The organism is Polynucleobacter sp. IMCC 30228 (assembly GCF_021395205.1).
Taxonomy (GTDB): Bacteria; Pseudomonadota; Gammaproteobacteria; order Burkholderiales; family Burkholderiaceae; genus Polynucleobacter.
In genome coordinates, this window is record NZ_JAJVCS010000002.1 from 294,170 (window position 1) to 316,354 (window position 22,185).

General features: G+C 45.9%; 21 protein-coding genes and 1 pseudogene. 20 read left to right on the top strand and 2 right to left on the bottom strand.

What is annotated here, in order from left to right:
* The first annotated feature begins 72 nt into the window (after positions 1-72).
* From LZT21_RS05310 to LZT21_RS05385, 16 genes are read left to right on the top strand one after another with little or no spacing between them, the layout of a single operon-like run.
* Positions 73-432 carry an NADH-quinone oxidoreductase subunit A gene (locus LZT21_RS05310; RefSeq protein ID WP_233989717.1) on the top strand — a complete coding sequence of 120 codons (360 nt, stop codon included), beginning with the start codon at positions 73-75 and terminating at the stop codon, positions 430-432.
* A 5-nt stretch (positions 433-437) separates the two neighbouring features.
* Positions 438-920, top strand: a complete 483-nt coding sequence (locus LZT21_RS05315; protein ID WP_108468834.1) for an NADH-quinone oxidoreductase subunit B family protein — start codon at positions 438-440, stop codon at positions 918-920.
* 11 nt (positions 921-931) lie between these two features.
* Positions 932-1,531, top strand: coding sequence for an NADH-quinone oxidoreductase subunit C (locus LZT21_RS05320; RefSeq protein ID WP_233936258.1), 600 nt, complete (start codon positions 932-934; stop codon positions 1,529-1,531).
* An 11-nt stretch (positions 1,532-1,542) separates the two neighbouring features.
* The gene (locus LZT21_RS05325) at positions 1,543-2,796 is read left to right on the top strand and encodes an NADH-quinone oxidoreductase subunit D (protein WP_233936261.1); all 1,254 of its coding nucleotides are present in this window, start codon (positions 1,543-1,545) and stop codon (positions 2,794-2,796) included.
* Positions 2,796-3,314, top strand: a complete 519-nt coding sequence (gene nuoE, locus LZT21_RS05330) for an NADH-quinone oxidoreductase subunit NuoE (RefSeq protein WP_233989719.1) — start codon at positions 2,796-2,798, stop codon at positions 3,312-3,314. The genes LZT21_RS05325 and nuoE overlap by 1 nt, the downstream gene beginning before the upstream one ends.
* The gene (gene nuoF / locus LZT21_RS05335) at positions 3,311-4,651 is read left to right on the top strand and encodes an NADH-quinone oxidoreductase subunit NuoF (protein ID WP_233923999.1); all 1,341 of its coding nucleotides are present in this window, start codon (positions 3,311-3,313) and stop codon (positions 4,649-4,651) included. Before nuoE ends, nuoF begins: the two co-directional genes overlap by 4 nt.
* A 2-nt stretch (positions 4,652-4,653) precedes the next feature.
* Positions 4,654-7,044 carry an NADH-quinone oxidoreductase subunit NuoG gene (gene nuoG / locus LZT21_RS05340; protein WP_233989799.1) on the top strand — a complete coding sequence of 797 codons (2,391 nt, stop codon included), beginning with the start codon at positions 4,654-4,656 and terminating at the stop codon, positions 7,042-7,044.
* A gap of 3 nt (positions 7,045-7,047) precedes the next feature.
* Positions 7,048-8,121 carry an NADH-quinone oxidoreductase subunit NuoH gene (gene nuoH, locus LZT21_RS05345; RefSeq protein WP_233989721.1) on the top strand — a complete coding sequence of 358 codons (1,074 nt, stop codon included), beginning with the start codon at positions 7,048-7,050 and terminating at the stop codon, positions 8,119-8,121.
* Positions 8,122-8,129: 8 nt separating this feature from the next.
* A complete protein-coding gene (gene nuoI, locus LZT21_RS05350; RefSeq protein WP_233924086.1) occupies positions 8,130-8,633 on the top strand; it encodes an NADH-quinone oxidoreductase subunit NuoI in 504 nt (167 codons plus the stop codon).
* Between the two features lie 21 nt (positions 8,634-8,654).
* Positions 8,655-9,314, top strand: a complete 660-nt coding sequence (locus tag LZT21_RS05355; protein ID WP_233924001.1) for an NADH-quinone oxidoreductase subunit J — start codon at positions 8,655-8,657, stop codon at positions 9,312-9,314.
* Positions 9,311-9,619, top strand: coding sequence for an NADH-quinone oxidoreductase subunit NuoK (gene nuoK, locus LZT21_RS05360; protein ID WP_233924002.1), 309 nt, complete (start codon positions 9,311-9,313; stop codon positions 9,617-9,619). Before LZT21_RS05355 ends, nuoK begins: the two co-directional genes overlap by 4 nt.
* Before the next feature lie 2 nt (positions 9,620-9,621).
* Positions 9,622-11,679, top strand: a complete 2,058-nt coding sequence (gene nuoL / locus LZT21_RS05365) for an NADH-quinone oxidoreductase subunit L (RefSeq protein WP_233936272.1) — start codon at positions 9,622-9,624, stop codon at positions 11,677-11,679.
* Between the two features lie 11 nt (positions 11,680-11,690).
* Entirely contained in the window at positions 11,691-13,157 is a 1,467-nt protein-coding gene (locus LZT21_RS05370) for an NADH-quinone oxidoreductase subunit M (RefSeq protein WP_233936291.1), read from the top strand.
* A gap of 10 nt (positions 13,158-13,167) precedes the next feature.
* Positions 13,168-14,685 (top strand): NADH-quinone oxidoreductase subunit NuoN, encoded by a 1,518-nt coding sequence (gene nuoN, locus LZT21_RS05375; protein WP_233924005.1) that lies wholly within the window; start codon positions 13,168-13,170, stop codon positions 14,683-14,685.
* Positions 14,685-15,281 carry an NUDIX domain-containing protein gene (locus tag LZT21_RS05380; RefSeq protein ID WP_233924006.1) on the top strand — a complete coding sequence of 199 codons (597 nt, stop codon included), beginning with the start codon at positions 14,685-14,687 and terminating at the stop codon, positions 15,279-15,281. The genes nuoN and LZT21_RS05380 overlap by 1 nt, the downstream gene beginning before the upstream one ends.
* A gap of 57 nt (positions 15,282-15,338) precedes the next feature.
* A complete protein-coding gene (locus tag LZT21_RS05385; RefSeq protein ID WP_233989723.1) occupies positions 15,339-15,773 on the top strand; it encodes a DUF1178 family protein in 435 nt (144 codons plus the stop codon).
* 37 nt (positions 15,774-15,810) lie between these two features.
* On the opposite strand, the gene LZT21_RS05390 is transcribed toward LZT21_RS05385, so the two are convergent.
* Complete coding sequence (locus tag LZT21_RS05390) at positions 15,811-17,331, bottom strand: CoA-acylating methylmalonate-semialdehyde dehydrogenase (RefSeq protein WP_233936293.1); 1,521 nt, start codon at positions 17,329-17,331, stop codon at positions 15,811-15,813.
* 128 nt (positions 17,332-17,459) lie between these two features.
* Here LZT21_RS05390 and LZT21_RS05395 point away from each other — a divergent pair, with 128 nt between their 5' ends.
* From LZT21_RS05395 to LZT21_RS05410, 4 genes and pseudogenes are all read left to right on the top strand, one after another.
* Positions 17,460-18,581, top strand: a complete 1,122-nt coding sequence (locus LZT21_RS05395) for an NADH:flavin oxidoreductase/NADH oxidase (protein ID WP_233989725.1) — start codon at positions 17,460-17,462, stop codon at positions 18,579-18,581.
* Between the two features lie 57 nt (positions 18,582-18,638).
* Positions 18,639-19,603 (top strand): annotated as a pseudogene (locus LZT21_RS05400) (Bug family tripartite tricarboxylate transporter substrate binding protein).
* Positions 19,604-19,619: 16 nt separating this feature from the next.
* Positions 19,620-20,279, top strand: a complete 660-nt coding sequence (locus tag LZT21_RS05405) for a SprT family zinc-dependent metalloprotease (protein ID WP_233924010.1) — start codon at positions 19,620-19,622, stop codon at positions 20,277-20,279.
* A 114-nt stretch (positions 20,280-20,393) separates the two neighbouring features.
* Complete coding sequence (locus tag LZT21_RS05410; protein ID WP_370634792.1) at positions 20,394-21,467, top strand: tartrate dehydrogenase; 1,074 nt, start codon at positions 20,394-20,396, stop codon at positions 21,465-21,467.
* A gap of 22 nt (positions 21,468-21,489) precedes the next feature.
* On the opposite strand, the gene dnaQ is transcribed toward LZT21_RS05410, so the two are convergent.
* The gene (dnaQ, locus tag LZT21_RS05415; protein WP_233989727.1) at positions 21,490-22,185 is read right to left on the bottom strand and encodes a DNA polymerase III subunit epsilon; all 696 of its coding nucleotides are present in this window, start codon (positions 22,183-22,185) and stop codon (positions 21,490-21,492) included.

Consider the following 22,185-nt stretch of genomic DNA (forward strand, 5'->3'; position numbering starts at 1 on the left):
AAACCCTTATAATCTTGTCTGTATTTCAGAAGAGCAATCTAGGCTTCGCTTGATAACTGATTTAGGCTAAATTTGAACCTCGCAAACTACTTTCCGGTTTTGCTTTTTATCCTTGTGGGCATTGCCGTTGGTTTAGTGCCTATGTTGCTAGGCAAGTTAGTCGCCCCCTCTAGCCCTAACGCAGAAAAACTCTCTCCTTACGAATGCGGCTTCGAGGCATTTGAAGATGCGCGGATGAAATTTGATGTGCGCTATTACCTCATTGCCATTCTCTTTATTTTGTTCGACCTTGAAACGGCTTTTCTATTTCCTTGGGGGGTAGCTTTACGAGATATTGGTTGGGCAGGCTATGCCTCGATGCTTGTCTTCCTCTTGGAATTCGTGGTTGGCTTTGTTTACATCTGGAAAAAGGGCGCCCTCGACTGGGAGTAAATGTTATGGCCTTAGAAGGTGTACTGAAGGAAGGTTTCATCACGACCTCAGCCGATCAGCTGATTAACTGGACTCGTACCGGTTCTCTGTGGCCTATGACTTTTGGTTTAGCTTGTTGCGCAGTAGAGATGATGCATGCGGGCGCTGCGCGTTACGATTTAGATCGCTTCGGCGTAGTGTTTCGTCCTTCACCGCGGCAATCTGATTTGATGATTGTGGCTGGCACGCTTTGTAACAAAATGGCCCCTGCCTTACGTAAAGTATATGACCAAATGCCTGAGCCACGCTGGGTCATTTCAATGGGTTCATGTGCTAACGGCGGTGGTTATTACCATTACTCTTATTCCGTTGTGCGGGGATGCGATCGAATTGTGCCCGTTGATATTTATGTTCCCGGGTGTCCCCCGACAGCAGAAGCCTTAATTTACGGCATTATTCAATTGCAGGCCAAGATTGGTCGCACCAGCACCATTGCACGTAAGGCGTAAATCGAGCCACTATGTCTGCGCGCTTACATCATCTTGCTGAAACCATTCAAAAGGTCTTAGGTTCACGGGTTAAATCGGTAGAGGTGGCCCTTAACGAGGTGACCTTAGTGGTTGGTGCCGACGATTATTTAGCGGCTGCCTTGATGTTACGTGATGATCCGACATTGGCTTTTGCGCAACTAATTGATTTGTGTGGCGTAGATTACCAAGATTATGGCGATGGTACGTGGACTGGCTTACGTTTTGGCGTCGTTACGCATTTACTTTCCCTGCAACATAATCAACGCTTACGTTTACGCGTATATGCACCCGATGATAGCTATCCAGTAGTCGCATCGCTGGTGCCCGTGTGGAACTCAGCTAATTGGTTCGAGCGCGAAGCCTTTGATTTATTCGGCATTTTGTTCGACGGTCATGAGGATTTACGCCGCATTCTGACCGACTATGGTTTTATTGGCCACCCATTTCGTAAAGACTTTCCTATTTCGGGAACAGTTGAAATGCGATACGACCCCGAGTTGAAGCGGGTGGTTTATCAGCCCGTGACGATTGAACCGCGTGAAGTAATTCCCCGCATTGTTCGTGAAGAATCCTATGGAGGGCCAGCCTAAGGGTCTTCATCATGGCAGAAATTAAAAACTACACCCTCAACTTTGGCCCCCAGCATCCCGCGGCGCATGGCGTTTTGCGTTTAGTGCTTGAGTTAGATGGCGAAGTGATACAACGCGCTGATCCGCATATCGGTTTATTACACCGCGCTACTGAAAAATTAGCTGAGACGCGTACTTGGATTCAAAACGTGCCGTATATGGATCGCCTCGATTATGTGTCGATGATGGTGAATGAGCACGCCTACGTGATGTCAATTGAAAAATTAATTGGCGTAGATGTACCCTTGCGGGCACAATATATTCGCGTGATGTTTGATGAATTAACACGCTTGTTAAATCACTTACTCTGGATTGGCTGTCATGGTTTAGACGTAGGGGCAATGGCTGTGTTTTTATATGCTTTTCGCGATCGTGAAGAAATCTTCGATATGTATGAAGCGGTATCTGGCGCACGAATGCATGCAGCTTACTATCGACCTGGTGGGGTTTATCGTGATTTGCCCAGCGAGATGCCTCAGTTTACAAAATCAAAAATGCGTAGTGAGTCAGCAATTCAGCGTTTGAATGAAACTCGTACTGGTTCTTTGCTCGATTTCATTGAAGCTTTTAGTCAACGCTTTCCAGCTAATGTTGATGAATACTGCAACCTTCTCACCGATAACCGTATTTGGAAGCAGCGTTTAGTGGGCATTGGTGTGGTTACCCCTGAGCGAGCTCTACAGCTTGGTTTTACAGGGCCTATGTTGCGTGGCTCTGGTATTGAATGGGATTTACGCAAAAAGCAACCCTATGAAGTATATGACCGTCTAGACTTTGATATTCCAGTAGGGGTCAATGGCGATTCTTATGATCGGTATTTAGTGCGCATGGAAGAGATGCGGCAATCAAACCGCATCATTACTCAGTGTGTTGCCTGGTTAAAAGCGAATCCGGGTTCGGTGATGAGCGATAACCATAAAGTTGCTCCACCATCACGTTTAGATATGAAAACGAATATGGAAGAGCTGATTCATCATTTCAAATTATTTACCGAAGGTATTCATGTGCCTCAAGGAGAGGCTTATGCCGCAGTCGAGCACCCGAAAGGGGAGTTTGGCGTCTATTTAATTTCGGATGGCGCTAACAAACCCTATCGGATGAAGATTCGCGCGCCTGGCTTTGTCCATTTAGCGGCCCTCGATGAAATGGCGCGGGGCCATATGATTGCCGATGCCGTGACGATTATTGGCACCCAAGATATTGTCTTTGGGGAGATCGACCGCTAATGGCCACTTTATTTTCTGCCGCCTGCCGTGCTGAAATTGAGCGCAATATTGCGAAGTATCCACCTGAGCAAAAGCAATCAGCAGTGATGGCGGCTTTAATTGCTGCGCAAACCGAGTTAGGCTGGATTTCGCCCGCCGTGATTGAAGAAGTGGCACAGATCTTAGGTATGCCTACCATTGCGGTGGATGAAGTAGCTACTTTTTATAATATGTACAACACTAAGCCTATCGGCGCATACAAAATTGTGGTGTGCACAAATTTGCCTTGCCAATTAAGTCATGGCGCTGATGCTGCTGAATATTTGAAACAAACACTGGGTATTGGTTTTAATGAAACTACGCCTTGCGGTACTTTTACACTTAAAGAAGGCGAGTGTATGGGTGCTTGCGGCGACTCTCCTGTGATGTTGGTAAACGATAAGCGCATGTGTAGTTTTATGAGTCATGAAAAAATTGATGCCTTATTAGCTGAGTTACGTATTGCCAAGACAAATTATGCAGAAGGATCGGCAGCATGACTAGCTTGCATAAAAATCATGTGAAGCCGCTAATTTTAGCTGGCTTAACTGGCGATAATTGGCATTTAGAAGATTACGTGAAGCGCGGCGGTTATGGACAATTGCGGCGCATCTTAAGCGAACCTGTTGCACCTGAGGCGATCATTGCTGAGTTGAAGTTATCGGCATTGCGCGGGCGTGGGGGTGCGGGCTTTCCTACTGGCTTGAAGTGGAGCTTTATGCCACGCCAATTTCCGGGGCAAAAATATTTAGTATGTAACAGTGATGAAGGCGAGCCAGGCACTTTTAAAGACCGCGACATCATGCGCTATAACCCCCATGCCTTAATTGAGGGCATGATTATTGGTGCGTACACGATGGGCATAAGTGTGGGCTATAACTATATTCATGGTGAAATCTGGGATGTTTATAAACGCTTTGAAGCCGCGTTAGACGAAGCACGAGCCGCAGGTTATTTAGGTAATCAGATTTTAGGTAGTCAGTTTAGTTTTGAATTGCATGCTTCGCCAGGTTGGGGGGCTTATATTTGTGGTGAAGAAACGGCCTTACTCGAATCTTTAGAAGGTAAGAAAGGTCAGCCTCGTTTTAAGCCGCCATTTCCAGCTAGTTTTGGTTTATATGGCAAGCCGACCACCATAAACAACACCGAGACATTTGCGGCCGTGCCATTCATTTTGGCAATGGGTGGCGAGGCGTACTTAAAATTGGGCAAGCCAAACAATGGTGGCACCAAAATATTTTCGGTTTCAGGTGATGTTAATCGGCCTGGCAATTATGAAATACCCATGGGCTTACCATTCGCAGAATTATTGCAATTGGCCGGCGGCATGCGCAATGGCTCTACCTTAAAAGCAGTTATTCCCGGGGGTTCTTCGGCGCCCGTTATTCCAGCTGCTGAGATGATGGATTTAACGATGGATTACGACAGCATTGCTAAAGCGGGCTCGATGTTAGGCTCGGGAGCTGTAATCGTGATGAATGACACGCGCTGCATGGTGCAGGCCTTATTACGGCTCTCGTATTTTTATCACGAAGAATCCTGCGGGCAATGCACACCTTGTCGCGAAGGCACTGGGTGGTTATGGCGAATTGTTAATCGCATAGAACATGGTAAGGGACGCATAGAAGATTTAGATTTATTGAACGATGTCGCCAACAACATCCAAGGCCGCACAATTTGTGCATTAGGCGATGCTGCAGCGATGCCAGTACGCGGTATGTTGAAGCATTTCCGTGATGAGTTTGCTTATCACATCGAGCATGGGCGTTGCCTTGTATCCAAGGGCGTGAGTCATCCTCTAGAAACTGCTGAAGTGGTTGGGAGTTCAAGTATATGAGCATGGTCGAACTTGAAGTTGATGGTAAGCCAGTAGTAGTTCCACAGGGTTCGATGGTGATGCATGCAGCGAATAGCTTGGGTACCTATGTGCCCCATTTTTGTTACCACAAAAAATTATCGATTGCGGCGAATTGCCGGATGTGTTTAGTCGAGGTTGAAAAAGCTCCCAAGCCTTTACCTGCTTGTGCCACACCAGTGACGCAAGGCATGAAAGTATTTACGCATTCAGCTAAAGCCCTTGAGGCGCAACGTTCAGTGATGGAGTTTTTACTAATTAACCATCCACTGGATTGCCCGATTTGTGACCAGGGTGGCGAATGTCAGCTTCAAGATTTAGCAGTGGGCTACGGCAAATCGAGTTCACGTTATACCGAAGAGAAGCGGGTGGTATTTCATAAAAATGTTGGCCCTTTAATTTCTATGGAAGAAATGTCCCGCTGTATCCATTGCACGCGCTGCGTGCGCTTTGGTCAAGAGGTTGCGGGTGTAATGGAATTGGGGATGGTTAACCGTGGTGAACATTCTGAAATAACCACCTTCTTGGGACGTACGATCGACTCTGAGTTGTCGGGCAATATGATCGATATTTGCCCAGTTGGCGCTTTAACTAGCAAGCCATTTCGTTATGCCGCGCGAACGTGGGAGTTAGCGCGTAAGCGTTCACTAAGCCCGCACGATAGCTTAGGCAGTAATACGACGGTGCAAACCAAGTCTAATCGCGTGATGCGTGTAGTCGCTTTAGAAAACGAAGCAATCAATGAATGTTGGATTAGTGATCGTGACCGTTTTGCCTACGAGGGGCTAAATAGTACCGATCGGCTAACAAAGCCGATGGTGAAGCAAGATGGCAAGTGGTTAGAAACCGATTGGCAGTCGGCGCTAGATTATGTTGCCCATTCTTTACAAACGATTGGTAATTTACATGGCGCTGAATCAATTGCCGCCATTGCCCATCCTATTTCGAGTATTGAAGAGTTGTATCTATTACAAAAATTAATTCGTGGTTTAGGCTCCAGTCAAATTGAAACGCGTTTACGCCAAGTTGATACCCGTGGCGCTGCTACTGTGCCTTATTTGGGAATGGCTATCAATGAATTAAGCGGGTTAAAACGCGCGCTCATCATTGGCAGTAATTTTCGTAAAGACCAGCCACTTCTTGCCGCGCGTTTGCGCACTGCTACTAAGCTAGGCTTACAAATGCATCGCTTGGATGCAGGCGGTAGCGATTGGCTGATGCCATTAGCAAGTAGCTTAACGATGCGACCGAGTGCTTGGGTCACGGGGCTTAGTGAAATTGCTTTAGCAGTTGCGCAGGCAAAAGGGGTATCAGCCCCCACAGGAATTCGCAGCCAAACCGTTTCACCTGAAGCAATGCAGATTGCGCAAGCACTATTAGAGACACCAGCGCTTAACCCATCAACAGGCTCAGACGCTCGCCCAACCCAAGCAATATTTTTAGGTGCAAGTGCTATCGCACATCCACAAGCGGCTGATTTACATGGATTAGCGCAATTTATTGCCGAACAGACTGGTGCACGCTTTGGTTTCCTGCAGGAGGGTGGTAATAGTGTTGGTGCGCATCTAGTGAATGCAGTGCAGGGCAATGAGGGTAGTATCAACTCCTTGCTCGACGGAGAGCGTCATGCTTATCTATTGATGCATGTTGAGCCTTTGGCAGACTTGCCTAACCCACAGCAAACTCGCGCAGCCTTAACTAAGGCTGATACCGTGATTGCCTTAACCGCATTCACCAGCCCCGACTTACTCGAGTTGGCTGATGTACTTTTGCCCATTACGCCCTTTACAGAAACCATGGCTAGCTATGTGAATACCGCTGGCACAATTCAAACCATTCAGCCTGCTGTAAAACCGCTCGGCGATTCGCGACCCGCATGGAAAGTGATACGCACCCTCGGAACGCTGGTAAAGCTCGATGGCTTTTTATATAACCTACCTGAAGAAGTGCGTGCAGAAGCTTTACCTGAGATGCACGATAGCGCTGTGTCTCGCGCTAATAATCAATTTACAGGACTATTTAGTTTGAGCACAACAGTGCCAGCACAGCCCGCGAGTTTAGAGCGCTTAGGAGAGGTGCCGTTGTATGGAGTTGATGCTATTGTCCGTCGTTCGAGCGCATTGCAACTAACTGCCGATGCAAAATTAGCTTCAAAGGTAGGCTTAGGGCCAGATACTTTTGCTGAACTGGGTTTGGTAGAGGGCGAAATAGTGCAAGTGACACAAGCAGGCATGAGCGTCAATATGACTGCCACGCAAATACCTAATTTAGCTGCCGGTGTCGTTCGCTTGGCGAGCACTACTCTAGCCAGTATGCAGCTGGGGCCGATGTTTGGCCCAATTACGGTAACGCGGATTGCCGGAGAAGTGGGCTAAGCGATGGCTAATTTTCTCAACCTGATCGAAATGCAAGGCATCGCTATCTTTGGCTCATTTTGGCCTTTGGTCTGGACCTTAATCAAAATCGTCATCATTGTTTTGCCGATGTTTGGCGCAGTTGCCTACCTCACCTTGTGGGAGCGCAAACTGATCGGTTGGATGCACATTCGCTTAGGCCCTAATCGGGTCGGGCCATTAGGCTTATTTCAGCCTATTGCCGACGCGCTTAAACTTTTATTAAAAGAAATTATTGCGCCCACACGGGCTAGTAAAGCCTTATACGTGATTGCGCCAGTGATGGTAATTGCGCCCGCATTTGCTGCATGGGCTGTCATTCCATTTCAGGCAGAAATGGTGTTAGCGAATGTAAATGCTGGGCTGCTGTATGTCATGGCAATTACTTCGGTTGGCGTCTACGGCATTATTTTGGCCGGCTGGGCCTCTAACTCGAAATATCCGTTCTTAGGCGCGATGCGCGCTGCTGCACAAATGATTTCTTATGAAATTGCGATGGGCTTTGCTTTAGTCACCGTGCTGATGGTGTCGGGCTCTTTAAATTTAAGCACTATCGTCATTAGTCAAGGTACGGGTCTTTTTGCTAGTTATGGCTTGAATTTCTTGTCATGGAATTGGTTGCCCCTCTTGCCAATGTTTTTAATTTACTTTATTTCAGGCATTGCTGAGACGAATCGACATCCATTTGACGTTGTCGAAGGCGAGTCGGAAATTGTTGCTGGCCACATGGTGGAATATTCGGGCATGGCTTTTGCGATGTTTTTTTTAGCCGAGTATGCCAACATGATTTTGATAGCGGCAATGGCTTCTGTCTTATTCTTAGGCGGTTGGCTGCCTATTCTTGATTTACCGATGCTGCGCGATATTCCGGGCTTCTTCTGGCTATTTGCTAAAACATTTTTCTTGTTATCTTGCTTCATTTGGTTGCGCGCCACCTTACCGCGTTATCGCTATGACCAAATTATGCGCTTAGGCTGGAAAATTTTTATCCCCCTCGCGGTTTTTTGGGTGGTGGTCGTTGGCGCCTGGATTGTTTCGCCTTGGAATATTTGGAATTAATTGAAGCCATGATCAAAAAATCATTCAAACGGATTAGTCAATTTTTCGATAGCCTCATGCTCAGAGATATTTTGACGGGAATGTCGATTACGGGACGTTATCTCTTTAAACCAAAGTTTACGATTCAGTACCCCGAAGAAAAGACACCTTTGTCACCCCGTTTTCGTGGCCTCCATGCTTTACGGCGTTATCCAAATGGGGAAGAGCGGTGCATTGCTTGTAAATTATGTGAAGCCGTTTGCCCTGCTTTAGCAATTTCAATTGAATCAGATCAGCGTGAGGATGGTACCCGCCGTACGACCCGTTACGACATTGATTTAACTAAATGTATTTTTTGTGGCTTCTGTGAAGAAGCATGTCCGGTTGATGCTATTGTGGAAACCAATATTTTTGAATACTTTGGTGATAAACGCGGCGACCTGTATATGACTAAAGAAATGTTATTAGCTGTTGGCGACGAGTATGAAAAAGAAATTGCTGCTAATCGTGCTGCCGACGCCCCTTATCGTTAATGCTGAATAATTAAAGAACCCGTGGCCCTCGAACCCTCAACTATCTTCGCAATTTTCTTTTATGCCTTTGCGGGCTTATTGATTATTTCTGCTTTGCGGGTGGTAACGGCAGCCAACCCAGTGCATGCCGCACTCTTTTTGGTGCTGGCATTTTTCTGTGCCTCAGGAATTTGGATGCTATTACAAGCAGAATTTTTAAGTCTAGCGCTAATTTTGGTTTATGTTGGGGCGGTGATGGTGTTATTTCTATTCGTGGTGATGATGCTAGATTTAGATTTAGCCCATTTGCGCCGCGATTTTAAAAAATACCTCCCAGTGGCATTTTTAATGGGGATTGTGATTGTTTTAGAATTAGCAGTCGTATTAATTCGCAGTTTTATTGGAACTCGTGCACCAGTTCAAGTGATGAGTGAGGAGCTAGCGAGCAACAATACCCAAGCGCTCGGTAAATTAATTTTTGTTGATTATGTTTATGCCTTTGAAGTAGCTGGCGTTATTCTATTGGTTGCCATTATTGCAGCTGTAGCGCTCACTTTACGACATCGTAAAGATTCGAAGACCCAAAATATTGCTGATCAAGTTGCTGTTAAGGCTAGCGAGCGCCTGCGTATTGTGACGATGCCAAGCGAGATGGATGCCAAACAAGATGCTGAGCAAAATCGTCGCGGGAGGCAAGAATGACTATTACTTTGGCTCATTATTTGGTGTTGAGTGCCATTCTGTTTGCAACCAGTGTGGTGGGGATTTTCTTGAATCGTCGCAACTTAATCGTATTGCTAATGGCAATTGAATTAATGCTACTTTCAGTCAATATTAACTTTATTGCCTTCTCTCATTTTCTGGGTGATATGGCTGGGCAAGTTTTCGTTTTTTTTATTTTGACGGTGGCTGCTGCTGAAGCTGCTATTGGTTTGGCAATTTTGATCGTGCTCTTTCGTAAACTCGATACGATTAATGCTGAAGATCTTGATCGGCTTAAGGGTTAATAATGCAAACGAATTTAACCCTACCACTCTTATGTGCCATTCCGCTTGCTCCATTAATCGGTGCAATCATTACTGGTTTTTTTGGTACGGCGCTATTCGGCAATCGTTTAAGTAAAGTAGGCTCTCAGTCGCTCGCTATTATGGGCGTCATTATTGCTTTTGCCTTGTCCTGCCAAGTTTTCTTTTACGTGCAGGCAGGTGATTATTTCAATGGCGAGGTTTATACCTGGATGCAATTGGGCGAGCTTAATTTGGGTATTGGTTTTTTAATTGACTCACTCACCGCTACCATGATGGTAGTAGTGACCTTTGTGTCATTAATGGTCCACATTTATACGATTGGCTATATGCATGGCGAGGAGGGTTATAACCGCTTCTTTTCATATATCTCTTTGTTTACTTTTGCGATGTTAATGTTGGTGATGAGCAATAACCTCTTGCAACTCTTTTTTGGTTGGGAGGCAGTGGGGGTGGTGTCTTACTTGCTAATCGGCTTTTATTTTGAACGTCAAACTGCCGTGTTTGCCAATATGAAGGCCTTTTTAGTGAATCGGGTAGGTGACTTTGGTTTCATCTTGGGCATTGGTTTAATTTTGGCTTACACCGGCTCGATGAACTATGACGCAATTTTTGCTCAAAATACCGCGCTTGCTGCTCAAACACTTCCTGGTACCAGTTGGAATCTAATGACAGTAATTTGTATTTGCTTGTTCATTGGTGCGATGGGTAAGTCGGCTCAATTTCCATTGCATGTTTGGTTACCAGACTCAATGGAAGGGCCAACACCAATTTCTGCCTTGATTCATGCGGCTACTATGGTGACAGCGGGTATTTTTATGGTCTCACGGATGTCGCCCTTATTTGAATTATCCACGACAGCCCTCAGCTTTATTTTGGTCATTGGTTCGATTACCGCATTGTTTATGGGCTTCTTAGGCATTGTGCAAAACGATATCAAACGTGTAGTGGCTTATTCCACGCTATCACAGTTGGGCTTCATGACCATTGCCTTGGGTGTATCGGCTTATCCAGTCGCTATTTTTCATTTAATGACCCATGCTTTCTTTAAGGCCTTATTGTTTTTAGCGGCGGGTAGTGTGATTATGGGTATGCACCATGAGCAAGACATGCGCAAAATGGGCGGCCTGTGGAAATATATGCCCATTACTTGCCTGATGATGTTGATTGGCAGTTTATCGTTGATTGGAACGCCATTCTTTTCCGGCTTTTACTCGAAAGATTCGATCATAGAAGCCGTTGCTGCCAGCGATATACCTGGCTCAGGGTTTGCCTATTTTGCCGTCATGGTAAGTGTGTTTATTACCGCTTTGTACTCATTCCGTTTGTACTTTTATGTTTTTCATGGCAAAGAGCGGTTTCATCAACCCAGTCATGCTGCGCACCAGGCCGAACATCATGATGAACACGCAGACATTGCTGATCATCACGGTTTAGCCGCTGGTGAAGTGCCGCATGAGTCACCTTGGGTGGTAACGGTGCCATTAATTCTATTGGCCATTCCGTCCGTCATCATTGGTTTTTATGCCATTGAGCCGATGTTGTTTGGGGATTTTTTTGGTGACTCGATGTTCATTGATCTGAGCCAGCATCCCGTAATGGAAGAGTTAGCGAATGAATTTCATGGCCCCATTGCGATGGCCCTTCATGCGCTGACCTCTTCGGTAACAATCTTAGTGGCCCTAGGGGTGTTAACTGCAGCGCTAGGCTATTTATGGGTGCCTAGCTTACCAAGCAAAATTGCCCACACCTTTGCGCCATTGAAAAAATTACTTGATCATAAATATTACTTAGACGAACTCAATCAATTGATCTTTGCTAAGGGTTCTATTATGTTAGGTCGCGGCTTATGGCATCGCGGTGATCAACGGCTAATTGATGGTTTACTGGTTAATGGCAGTGCGCATTTAGTTAGTCGCATGGCTGGAGTAATGCGGCATTTGCAGTCGGGTTATTTATATCACTATGCATTTGCGATGATTTTAGGCCTAGCCGTTTTATTGGCTTGGGTTTTATATGCTTACTTACCTTATGTGCGCTAGGTATTAATTTCATGACACTTTCATTCGCAATCTGGACACCAATCTTCTTCGGCCTTGTGCTGTTGATGTTTGGTTCAGATAAATCCACTGTTGGTTTGCGCTATCTAGCGCTCTTTGGTGCAGTTATTAGTTTTATTGCCACCTTACCTTTAATTTTAAATTTTGATCTTGCCAATGCTGGCATGCAATTTGTGGAAAAGGTCAGTTGGATTCCGCGCTACGATATTAATTACTATTTAGGAGTTGATGGGATTTCAGTATGGTTTATCGTACTTACTGCATTCATCAATATCTTCATAGTGATTGCCGCTTGGGATGTAATTCAAGTCAAGGTTTCTCAGTATCTAGCTGCCTTCATGATTTTGTCGGGCTTAATGATTGGCGTATTTGCAGCGCTTGACGCTTTATTGTTTTATGTGTTCTTTGAGGCAACCTTAATTCCGATGTATGTAATTATTGGGGTATGGGGTGGGCACAACCGTATTTATGCAGCCTTTAAGTTCTTCTTGTATACCTTGCTGGGCTCGTTACTGACTTTAGTGGCCTTGCTCTATCTATATAACGTCAGTAATAGTTTTGACATTCTGGTTTGGCAAAAGACGCGCTTAGATATTGTTGAACAAGTCTTTTTGTTTGCGGCGTTTTTCATGGCCTTTGCAGTTAAGGTGCCCATGTGGCCACTACATACCTGGCTTCCCGATGTGCACGTTGAGGCTCCCACGGGCGGTTCTGTAGTGCTAGCAGCCATTATGTTGAAGTTAGGCGCGTATGGTTTCTTGCGCTTCTCTTTGCCAATAGCACCTGATGCTAGCCAATATCTGGGCCCTTTTATTATTTTCTTATCTTTGGTGGCAGTGATTTATGTTGGTCTGGTTGCCTTAGTGCAGCAGGATATGAAGAAGTTGGTAGCGTACTCGTCGGTAGCGCACATGGGTTTTGTAACCCTGGGATTTTTTCTATTTAGCCCGCTTGGTATTGAGGGTGGAATTGTGCAAATGATTTCACATGGCTTTATTTCGGGTGCCATGTTCTTATCGATTGGTGTTTTATATGAGCGGATGCATACTCGGCAAATTGCGGATTATGGCGGTGTAGCACATACGATGCCTAAATTTGCAGTGTTTGCTGTCTTTATGGCAATGGCTAATTGCGGTTTACCTGCAACCTCAGGCTTTGTGGGTGAGTTTATGGTGATTCTGGCGGCAGTAGATTACGACTTCTTAATTGGGGTCTTAGCAGCCACAGCTTTAGTTCTTGGCGCCGCTTATTCTTTATGGATGGTGAAGCGGGTCTTTTTTGGTCCGATTGCCAACCCCCAGGTAGCCGCGCTGAAAGATATTAATGGGCGTGAGTTTTTCATGATGGGCGCATTATCGATCTGTGTGTTGTGGATGGGGGTATATCCCAAACCTTTTACCGATATCATCCATCCCGCCGTAATTAATCTGCTGCAACATGTTGCCGTAAGTAAATTGTAGGATAGAACAGATGCAAGCACTTGACCTTATTGCCATTTTCCCCGAATTACTGTTACTGGTAACCGCCTGCTTTTTATTGGTAGCTAGTGTTTTTGTGCGTGAGCGCCCAGTAATAATCAGCAATGCTTTTGCTGCTAGCGAAGAACCGGATATTTTTCATACGCCCCGTGGGGTTGGGTTTGTTTATTTCTTCACCATAATTTTATTAGCTGTTCTTGCCATTGCATTTATTGGCCGCTTTGATGATGTATCACTATTGGCAATGAATGGCTTGTTTCAGTCTGATCCAATGGCTAATTTACTCAAAGCAGGGTGCTGTTTAGCTTTGCTAATTAGCTTGATTTACTCTAAACAGTATTTACAAGATCGGGGCTTATTTCGTCCCGACTTTATTGTTTTATGTTTATTTGCTTTGCTCGGGCAATTGGTACTTATTTCTGGGGCAAATTTACTGAGCTTATATTTGGGCTTGGAATTAATGGCTTTATCAACCTATGCATTAGTTGCAATGCGCCATAGCAGTGCTAAGAGTGCTGAGGCAGCAATGAAATATTTTATTTTGGGAGCTTTGGCTTCTGGTTTTCTTTTATATGGCATGTCGATGCTGTATGGCGTAACGGGCTCATTAGATTTGCTCGAAATTTTTCAGGCGGTTGCTGACCCGCGCATTAATCATTTAGTCTTGGCTTTTGGAGTGGTTTTTATTGTCGCTGGCTTAGCTTTTAAAATGGGCGTAGTACCATTTCATATGTGGGTACCCGATGTGTATCAAGGTGCTCCTACCGCTGTAACACTGCTTATTGCGGCAGCCCCTAAATTAGCCGCTTTTGCTTTGCTCTTCCGTTTACTGGTAAATGCTTTATTACCTTTAATGGGTGATTGGCAGCCGATGTTAATTCTGCTAGCGATCTTGTCACTAGTTTTAGGTAATGTCACCGCAATTGCCCAAACTAATCTCAAGCGGATGCTAGCTTATTCAGCGATTGCGCAAATGGGTTTTGTTTTATTAGGGATGCTGGCCGTATTTGATGAGCATGCTTATAGTTCCGCCTTTTTTTATGCCTTAACCTATGTCATAACTACTTTAGGCAGCTTCGGCTTATTAATGCTGCTTTCGCGCAAAGGCTATGACTGCGAAACGCTAGATGGTCTAAAGGGCTTAAATCAACAACATCCTTGGTATGCTTTTATCGGCTTAATTTTGATGTTTTCGCTTGCTGGGGTTCCGCCTACTGTTGGCTTTGCGGCAAAGCTAGCCGTTCTTGAAGCCTTGGTGGATGCACAATATACTGGTTTGGCAGTACTTGCGGTATTGGCGTCTTTGGTGGGCGCTTTTTATTATTTGCGGGTAGTTAAGGTCATGTACTTCGACGAGCCAATCCATGAGTTACATGCAGTGAGCGGCTCTAGATTTGCACGGAGTATATTAAGTCTGAACGGCATTTTAGTTTTAGTCTTAGGTATTTTCCCCGCTGGCTTATTAACATTGTGTTTAGATGCTATGCGTCGCACTTTGTTAGGCGTTTAATGACTGAAAAATCACTCAGTGATTTAGCCATTGGCGATGCCCATTTGCGTGAAGAGCGCGTTTCGGGTGAGGCCATCTACGATGGTATTTTTTTGCAGATGAAACGCGATGTTGTACGCCTGCCTGATGGGGCAGAGGCAATGCGTGAATATTTAACTCATCCGGGCGCCGTAGCCATTTTGGCTATATTGGATGATGGCCGGGTGCTCATGGAGCGACAGTATCGTTACCCCATTGCTAAAGCTTGCTTAGAAATTCCAGCGGGTAAGTTAGAAATTGGTGAAGACCCTTTACTTTGCGCACAACGTGAGCTTCTAGAAGAGACCGGCTATACCGCAAGTACATGGTCTTTTATTCGCCGCATTAATCCGGTGATTTCCTATTCAACAGAATTTATCGATATTTACTTGGCACAAGGGCTTATAGAGGGTAAAAGTCAGCTTGATGCAGAAGAGTTTTTAGACGTATTTGCTGCGCCTCTAGAAGATTTACTGCAGTGGGTTGAACGTGGCGAAATTACCGATGTGAAGACGATTATTTCGAGTTACTGGTTAGAGCGTTATCGGCGCGGCTTAGTTTTACCAAAATCTTTATAATTAGATATTTATTTATAGCCCTTGAATTTATGCAAATAATCCTTATCTATTATTGGTATGAAAGTCTATAACCTTTCTTGTGCACTGACCCATTCTTTTGAAGGCTGGTTTGCTTCGGAGGCAGATTGCCTATCACAACAGGCGAATGGTCTATTAACTTGTCCAATATGTAATAGCAATGAGGTTATTCGGCTACCTTCTGCACCCCATATTGGTGATCGGCTTGGCGAGCGCAATGCAGTGCAAACACAGACTCAGCTTGGACCACAAATGCAGGAGGCCTTTTTAAAGGGCGTGCGCCAATTAATTAATGGTGCAGAAGATGTTGGCACTGCATTTGCTGAAGAGGCGCGGCGCATTCATTACCATGAAGCCCCCGAACGCAATATTCGCGGCCAAACAACGCAAGACGAAGCAGAATCATTACGAGAAGAGGGCATTCAGGTATTAGCTTTGCCCGCGCTTCCAATCCTTAAAAATACCCTGCAGTAAGCCGCTTAATTTCTATTAAGTTGTTAATGATTTGCAGTTACTTTGAGGTTGGCATAACGAATTCTGCGCCTTTGCTAATACTTTCTGGCCAGCGCTGCATCACACTTTTTTGCTTAGTATAAAAACGGACACTTTCTTTGCCGTAGGCGTGGGTATCGCCAAAGATGGAGCGCTTCCAGCCACCAAAGCCATGCCAGGCCATGGGCACAGGAATCGGTACATTAATCCCCACCATGCCGACTTGGACACGGCGGGCAAATTCGCGCGCAATATTACCATCGCTGGTAAAGCAGGCAACGCCATTCCCAAATTCATGGGCATTGACTAAATTCAAAGCGTCGGCAAAGTTAGCCACCCGCACGCAAGAAAGTACTGGGCCAAAAATTTCTTCACGATAAATTTTCATCTCGGGAGTGACATGATCAAAGAGGGTGCCACCAATCCAGAAGCCTTGCGCAAACTGTGGAGATTTAAATGGGCGTCCATCAACCAATAATGTGGCGCCACTAGCTACGCCACTTTCTATATACCCAGTAATGCGCTCAAGGGCTGCGCGACTTACTATCGGCCCCATCTCGGCATCGAGCTCCATCCCGTTTTTAATTTTCAGGGACCGTGTCCGTTCAATCAGCTTTGGCATGACTTTATCGGCTGCATCGCCAACCAGAACCGCAACTGAAATAGCCATACAGCGTTCGCCAGCGGAGCCATAAGCAGCTCCAACTAAGGCGTCAACCGCTTTGTCGATATCGGCATCGGGCATGATGACCATGTGATTTTTAGCTCCCCCGAGGGCTTGAACGCGTTTGCCAAAATGGGCGCCACGCTCATAAATATAGTTGGCAATTGGGGTTGAGCCAACAAAGCTTAGGGCCTTGACGTGAGGATTTTCAAGCAAGGCATCAACTGCTTCTTTATCGCCTTGTACGACGTTAAAGACACCGTCAGGCAAACCCGCTTCTTTGAGTAAGCGCGCCATGAATAAAGAAGCCGATGGGTCGGTAGGGCTCGGCTTGAGGATGAAAGTGTTGCCGCAGGCTATTGCCATTGGAAACATCCACATTGGCACCATGACCGGAAAGTTAAATGGAGTAATTCCAGCAACTACTCCTAAAGGCTGGCGCATGACCCAATTGTCGATGCCTGTCGAGACTTGCTCGGTGTAGTCGCCTTTGAGTAGCTCGGGAATACCTGTGGCGAATTCGACAATCTCTATTCCGCGAGTGACTTCGCCTTGGGCATCTGTAAAGACTTTGCCGTGCTCAGCAGTAATAATGGCGGCCAATTCATCGCTATGGCGATTTAGCAGCTCGAGGTATTTAAAAAGAATGCGCGCGCGCCGTAGGGGCGAGGTATCCGACCATGCAGGAAAAGCAGCTTGTGCAAGCTCAACAGCCGCATCAACCTCGGCACGGTTAGCCAAGGCAACTCGCCTGGCAATTGCGCCAGTAGCGGGGTTATACACATCTGCAAAGCGACCCGTTCCAGGTTGAAGGATTTTACCGCCAACAAAATGGCCAATATCTTCTTTAATTTCAAAGGCTTGCGGTGCATTCATCAAGTTTTACCCTAGTTATTGTATGGAGTTGAAATGAAGGGTTTACAGGCAAAAACCTGCGAAAATAAGAACCCTCATGGGGATCTCGTTATTCTATCGGTTTGGCCAATTTTTTGTTGAAAGTGCATATGAGTTTGTTATTTTCTAAATACACCTTAGGCTCGCCCAAGGGCGGATTAGAGCTAAGTAATCGGATTGTTGTGGCACCGATGTGCCAGTATTCCTCCGCTGATGGTGCGGCCACCGACTGGCATCTCATGCACTGGGGTAATTTATTAAATAGTGGTGCAGGCCTTTTTATTATTGAGGCTACCGGCGTTTTACCCGAAGCGCGTATTACACCAGTGTGCTTAGGTTTATGGGATGAGCGTACCGAAGCCGCGCTGAAAGATAAGCTTACGCGGGCCAGGGCGTTAGCACCAGCAGTACCCGTTTTTATTCAGCTCTCGCACGCTGGCCGCAAAGGTTCTAGCGCCTCGCCATGGCACGGTGGCCAATTAATTGATGAGGGGGCTGGCGGCTGGCAAGCATCAGCGCCTTCAGCCGTGCCGCAACTGCCCAATGAAAAACCACCCCGCGCCTTCACCCCAGATGAAATTCAAGACTTGATCCAAGCGTTTGTCATTGCCGCGCAACGTGCTGAGCGGATTGGAATCGATGGAGTAGAACTGCATGGTGCTCATGGGTATTTATTGCATCAGTTTTTATCACCTATTGCCAACCATCGCACTGATCAGTATGGGGGCTCGTTTGAGAATCGGATTCGTTTGGTAATTGAGTTATTCACGGCTGTCAGAGCAGCTTATCAAGGCGTTTTAGGCATTCGCCTTTCTGCTTGCGATTGGGTTGAGGGCGGCTGGACCCCTGAAGAAACCGCTGAATTAGCTTTGCGTCTGAAGAGCCTAGGATGTAATTATGTCCATGTGTCATCAGGGGGCGTTTCGCATTTACAAAAAATTGCTATTGGTCCCAATTACCAAGTTTCATTTGCCAAATTAGTTAAAGAAAAATCGGGCTTACCTACCATGGCAGTGGGCTTAATTACCGATCCCCATCAAGCCGAAGCGATTTTGCAAGCTGGTGATGCCGATTTAATTGCGCTGGCTCGCGCCTTCCTCTATAAACCGCGTTGGGCTTGGGAAGCTGCCGCCGCTTTACAAGGTGAAGTTACTGCTAGTAGTCAATATTGGCGTTGTTTACCGCGTGAGGCGCAAGCTGTTTTTGGCGCAGTACGTATTGGCCAGCGCTAATTTATAACCAGCATTTTTATTTAAAGGGTTTATATGCCATTATTTAAGCGACTAGCAATGATTTTCAGCCTAGGTCTGAGCGGATTAGTAGGGCTAGCAGTGACCCAAGCTGCTGTTGCGCAATCTTTCCCTGATCACGCCATTACTTTAATCGTGCCCAATCCGCCTGGTGGCTTGGTCGATACATCGGCGCGTTTATTGAGTGAACCCCTTGCCCGCGTTCTTGGCGAAACGGTGATTGTGGAAAATAAACCTGGAGCAAGTGGCAATACAGCTTACCAGTTTGTGGCTAAAGCTAAGCCAGATGGGTATACCTTGTTGATTTCCTATTCGGGATACCACGTTGGTAATCCGGCCTTAATGGATAAATTACCGTGGGATCCGCTTAAAGATTTTGCGCCAATTGCGTTACTTACCGTCTCAACTAATGTGATTGCGGTGCATCCCTCAATTCCAGTAAATAACTTAAAAGAACTGATTGCTTATGCGAAAGCCAATCCAGGCAAGTTAAATTATGCTTCGCAGGGTAATGGCTCGGTTTCACATATTGGTACGGAAATTTTTAAACAAACCACCGGAATTGAAATGGTGCACGTGCCTTATAAAGGCTCTGGACCCGCAATTCAAGATGTCTTGGCTGGCCGGTACAGGTATTTATAACGACACCGCCATCGGTGATGCAGCACGTGCAAAGTGGCAAATTAAAAGGTTTAGCAGTGACGGGCAAAACCCGTCACCCCTCGATGCCCAACGTACCCACTACGGCTGAGGCTGGCTTGCCAAGCTTTCAGCTCGAGTCGTGGGTAGCTTTGTATGCTCCTGCTGCTACTCCGGCACCAGTCATTCTCAAGCTAAGTGAGGCAGTGAAAAAAAGTTTAGAGCAGGCAGAAGTCAAGCAACGGGCCGATACCGCAGGCGTTGAAGTGCGTTACCTCAACCCCCAGCAAATGGATGCGCTCTTGAAAAAAGAATTGCCCTATTGGAACAAGGTGATTAAAGCCGCTAATATTAAGCTTGATTAAATAGAAAGAAGTAGCAATGTCCCAGCAAGAACATCCGCAGGCTTATACCCTGCGTGAAGCGTGGTTAGAAGCAGCAGTGAAGTATTTAGAGCCCATTTTTTCTAAAGCAGGTTATGCCATTCCCCCCGTGCGAGTCTCATGCGGATTTCCGGCATCGAGTAGCCCGCGTACGACCTTAGGGCAATGTTGGCCACGGGAACGTTCGGGCGCTAGTGTTAATGAAATTTTTATCTCGCCCAAAATTGATGAACCCGTAGCTTTGTTAGATACACTGGTGCATGAGTTATGTCATGCTGTTGATGATTGTTTTAGCGGGCATGGCGAAGATTTTAAAGGTATCGCCCAAACAGTAGGGCTTGAAGGACCAGCGCGAATGGCAAAAGCGAATGAGGCCCTGGTAGTGCGTTTAATGATGATTAGTCAAGAGCTTGGCCCTTATCCACATCAAGCTATCGTATTTCCACCGCCACGGCCGAGTAACGCCAGCCGTAATAAGGCTACCTGCCCTCAATGTGGTTACGAGGTCACTTTACTGAAGAAGTGGGCTAGTTATGGCGCTCCGATTTGCCCAAAAGACTCGCTCAGAATGGTCGAGGCCATGCCTCAAACAATTGAAAATACCACCCTTACCGAGCTAGTACAAGAGCCCGATGAAATTCGACGCGCCATTAGCTAAGCGCTAAAATATCCTAACAATAATTTCTACACCGCATTTGTTATTACTCTAAGAATGCTTCCCTAATTTACTACCTTACTAAAATTAATCATCATTATGAGCGCACAAAAAATCATTCAAAATCCAAAGATCGCGATTATTCCTGGTGACGGCATTGGCAAGGAAGTCATGCCTGAGGGGGTTAGAGCCCTAGAGATCGCAGCCAGTAAGTTTGGTATCAACTTTCAGTTTGATCACTTTGATTTTGCAAGTTGTGACTACTATTTGAAGCACGGCAAGATGCTGCCCGATGATTGGTTTGATACCTTAATGAAATACGATGCTATTTTCTTTGGTGCGGTGGGTATGCCTAATATTTTAGCCGACCACCTTTCTTTGTGGGGTAGCTTAATTCAATTTAGACGGGGTTTTGATCAATATGTGAATTTACGCCCCGTACGATTATTGCCCGGTGTACCTTGTCCTTTGGCCAACCGTAAGCCTGGTGATATCGACTTCTTTGTGGTGCGTGAAAATACCGAAGGTGAATATTCAAGCGTGGGCGGCAAAATGTTCCCCGATACCGAGCGCGAATTTGTCGTACAAGAATCGGTTTTTACGCGTATTGGAACCGATCGGATTTTAAAGTTTGCCTTTGATCTAGCGCAAAGCCGATCTAAGAAACACCTGACGTCGGCAACGAAGTCGAATGGTATTGCTATTACGATGCCATATTGGGATGAGCGAGTAGAAGCAATGGCTAAAAAATACCTTGATGTAAGGATGGATAAATATCATATTGATATTCTCACGGCGCAGTTTGTGATGAATCCCGATCGCTTTGATGTGGTCGTAGCAAGCAATTTATTTGGCGATATCTTGTCTGATTTGGGTCCAGCATGCACTGGCACGATTGCAGTTGCACCATCGGGAAGTATTAACCCTGGGGGACTTTATCCCTCATTGTTTGAACCAGTTCATGGTTCAGCCCCCGATATTTTTGGTCAAAATATTGCGAACCCGATTGGTCAAATTTGGAGTGGTTCGATGATGCTAGATCATTTGGGATACCCCGCTGCGGGCAAAGCAATTTTCTCAGCAATTGAAAAAGTCTTAGCGGCTGGACCAAACCATGCCCCATTAACACCCGACTTAGGTGGTAAGGCTTGTACTGCAGATTTAGGCAAGGCAATAGCCGCAGCAATTTAATTGCGGGCTAGGGGGTAATTATTTAGCTGCCCCAGACGGGCTCCTTTTTATTGCTCTTAGCGATTTCTGTCATGACAACTTGATGTGCTTCGCAATCTGCAGCACTAGCCTGTAAGATAATTAAATCAGTGGGTAGTGCGCGGGCTTGTCCAGTAGCATCGGTTTTACTATCGTAATCAATTAAATCGATGGTGAGGTCTTCTTGGCCACGGGTCATCGCTAAATAAACTTCAGAAAGAAGCTGCGCATCTAACAGAGCGCCGTGTAAAGTGCGGTGCTCGTTACTAATTGCAAAGCGGTCACAGAGTGCATCGAGTGAATTGCGTTTGCCTGGAAACATTTGTCTAGCATCAACCAAGGTATCAATCACATTGCTCAATTGCGCCTTAAAGCTTGCCCGCTTTAAGCGATTAAATTCACTTTCTAGAAAACCTAAATCAAAAGGGGCATTATGAATAATGACTTCAGCATCAGCCAAAAATTCCATTAATTCATCGGCAATATGGGCAAAGAGGGGTTTATCTGCCAGAAATTCACGTGATAGGCCGTGAACCGCATAGGCCCCCGCATCAATTTCACGCTCAGGATTAATATAGCGATGAAAGGTGCGATTACTAAGGCGGCGATTAATGAGCTCCACGCAACCAATTTCAATAATGCGATCGCCAGTTGCGGCATTCAACCCAGTGGTTTCAGTATCGAGAATAACTTGGCGCAA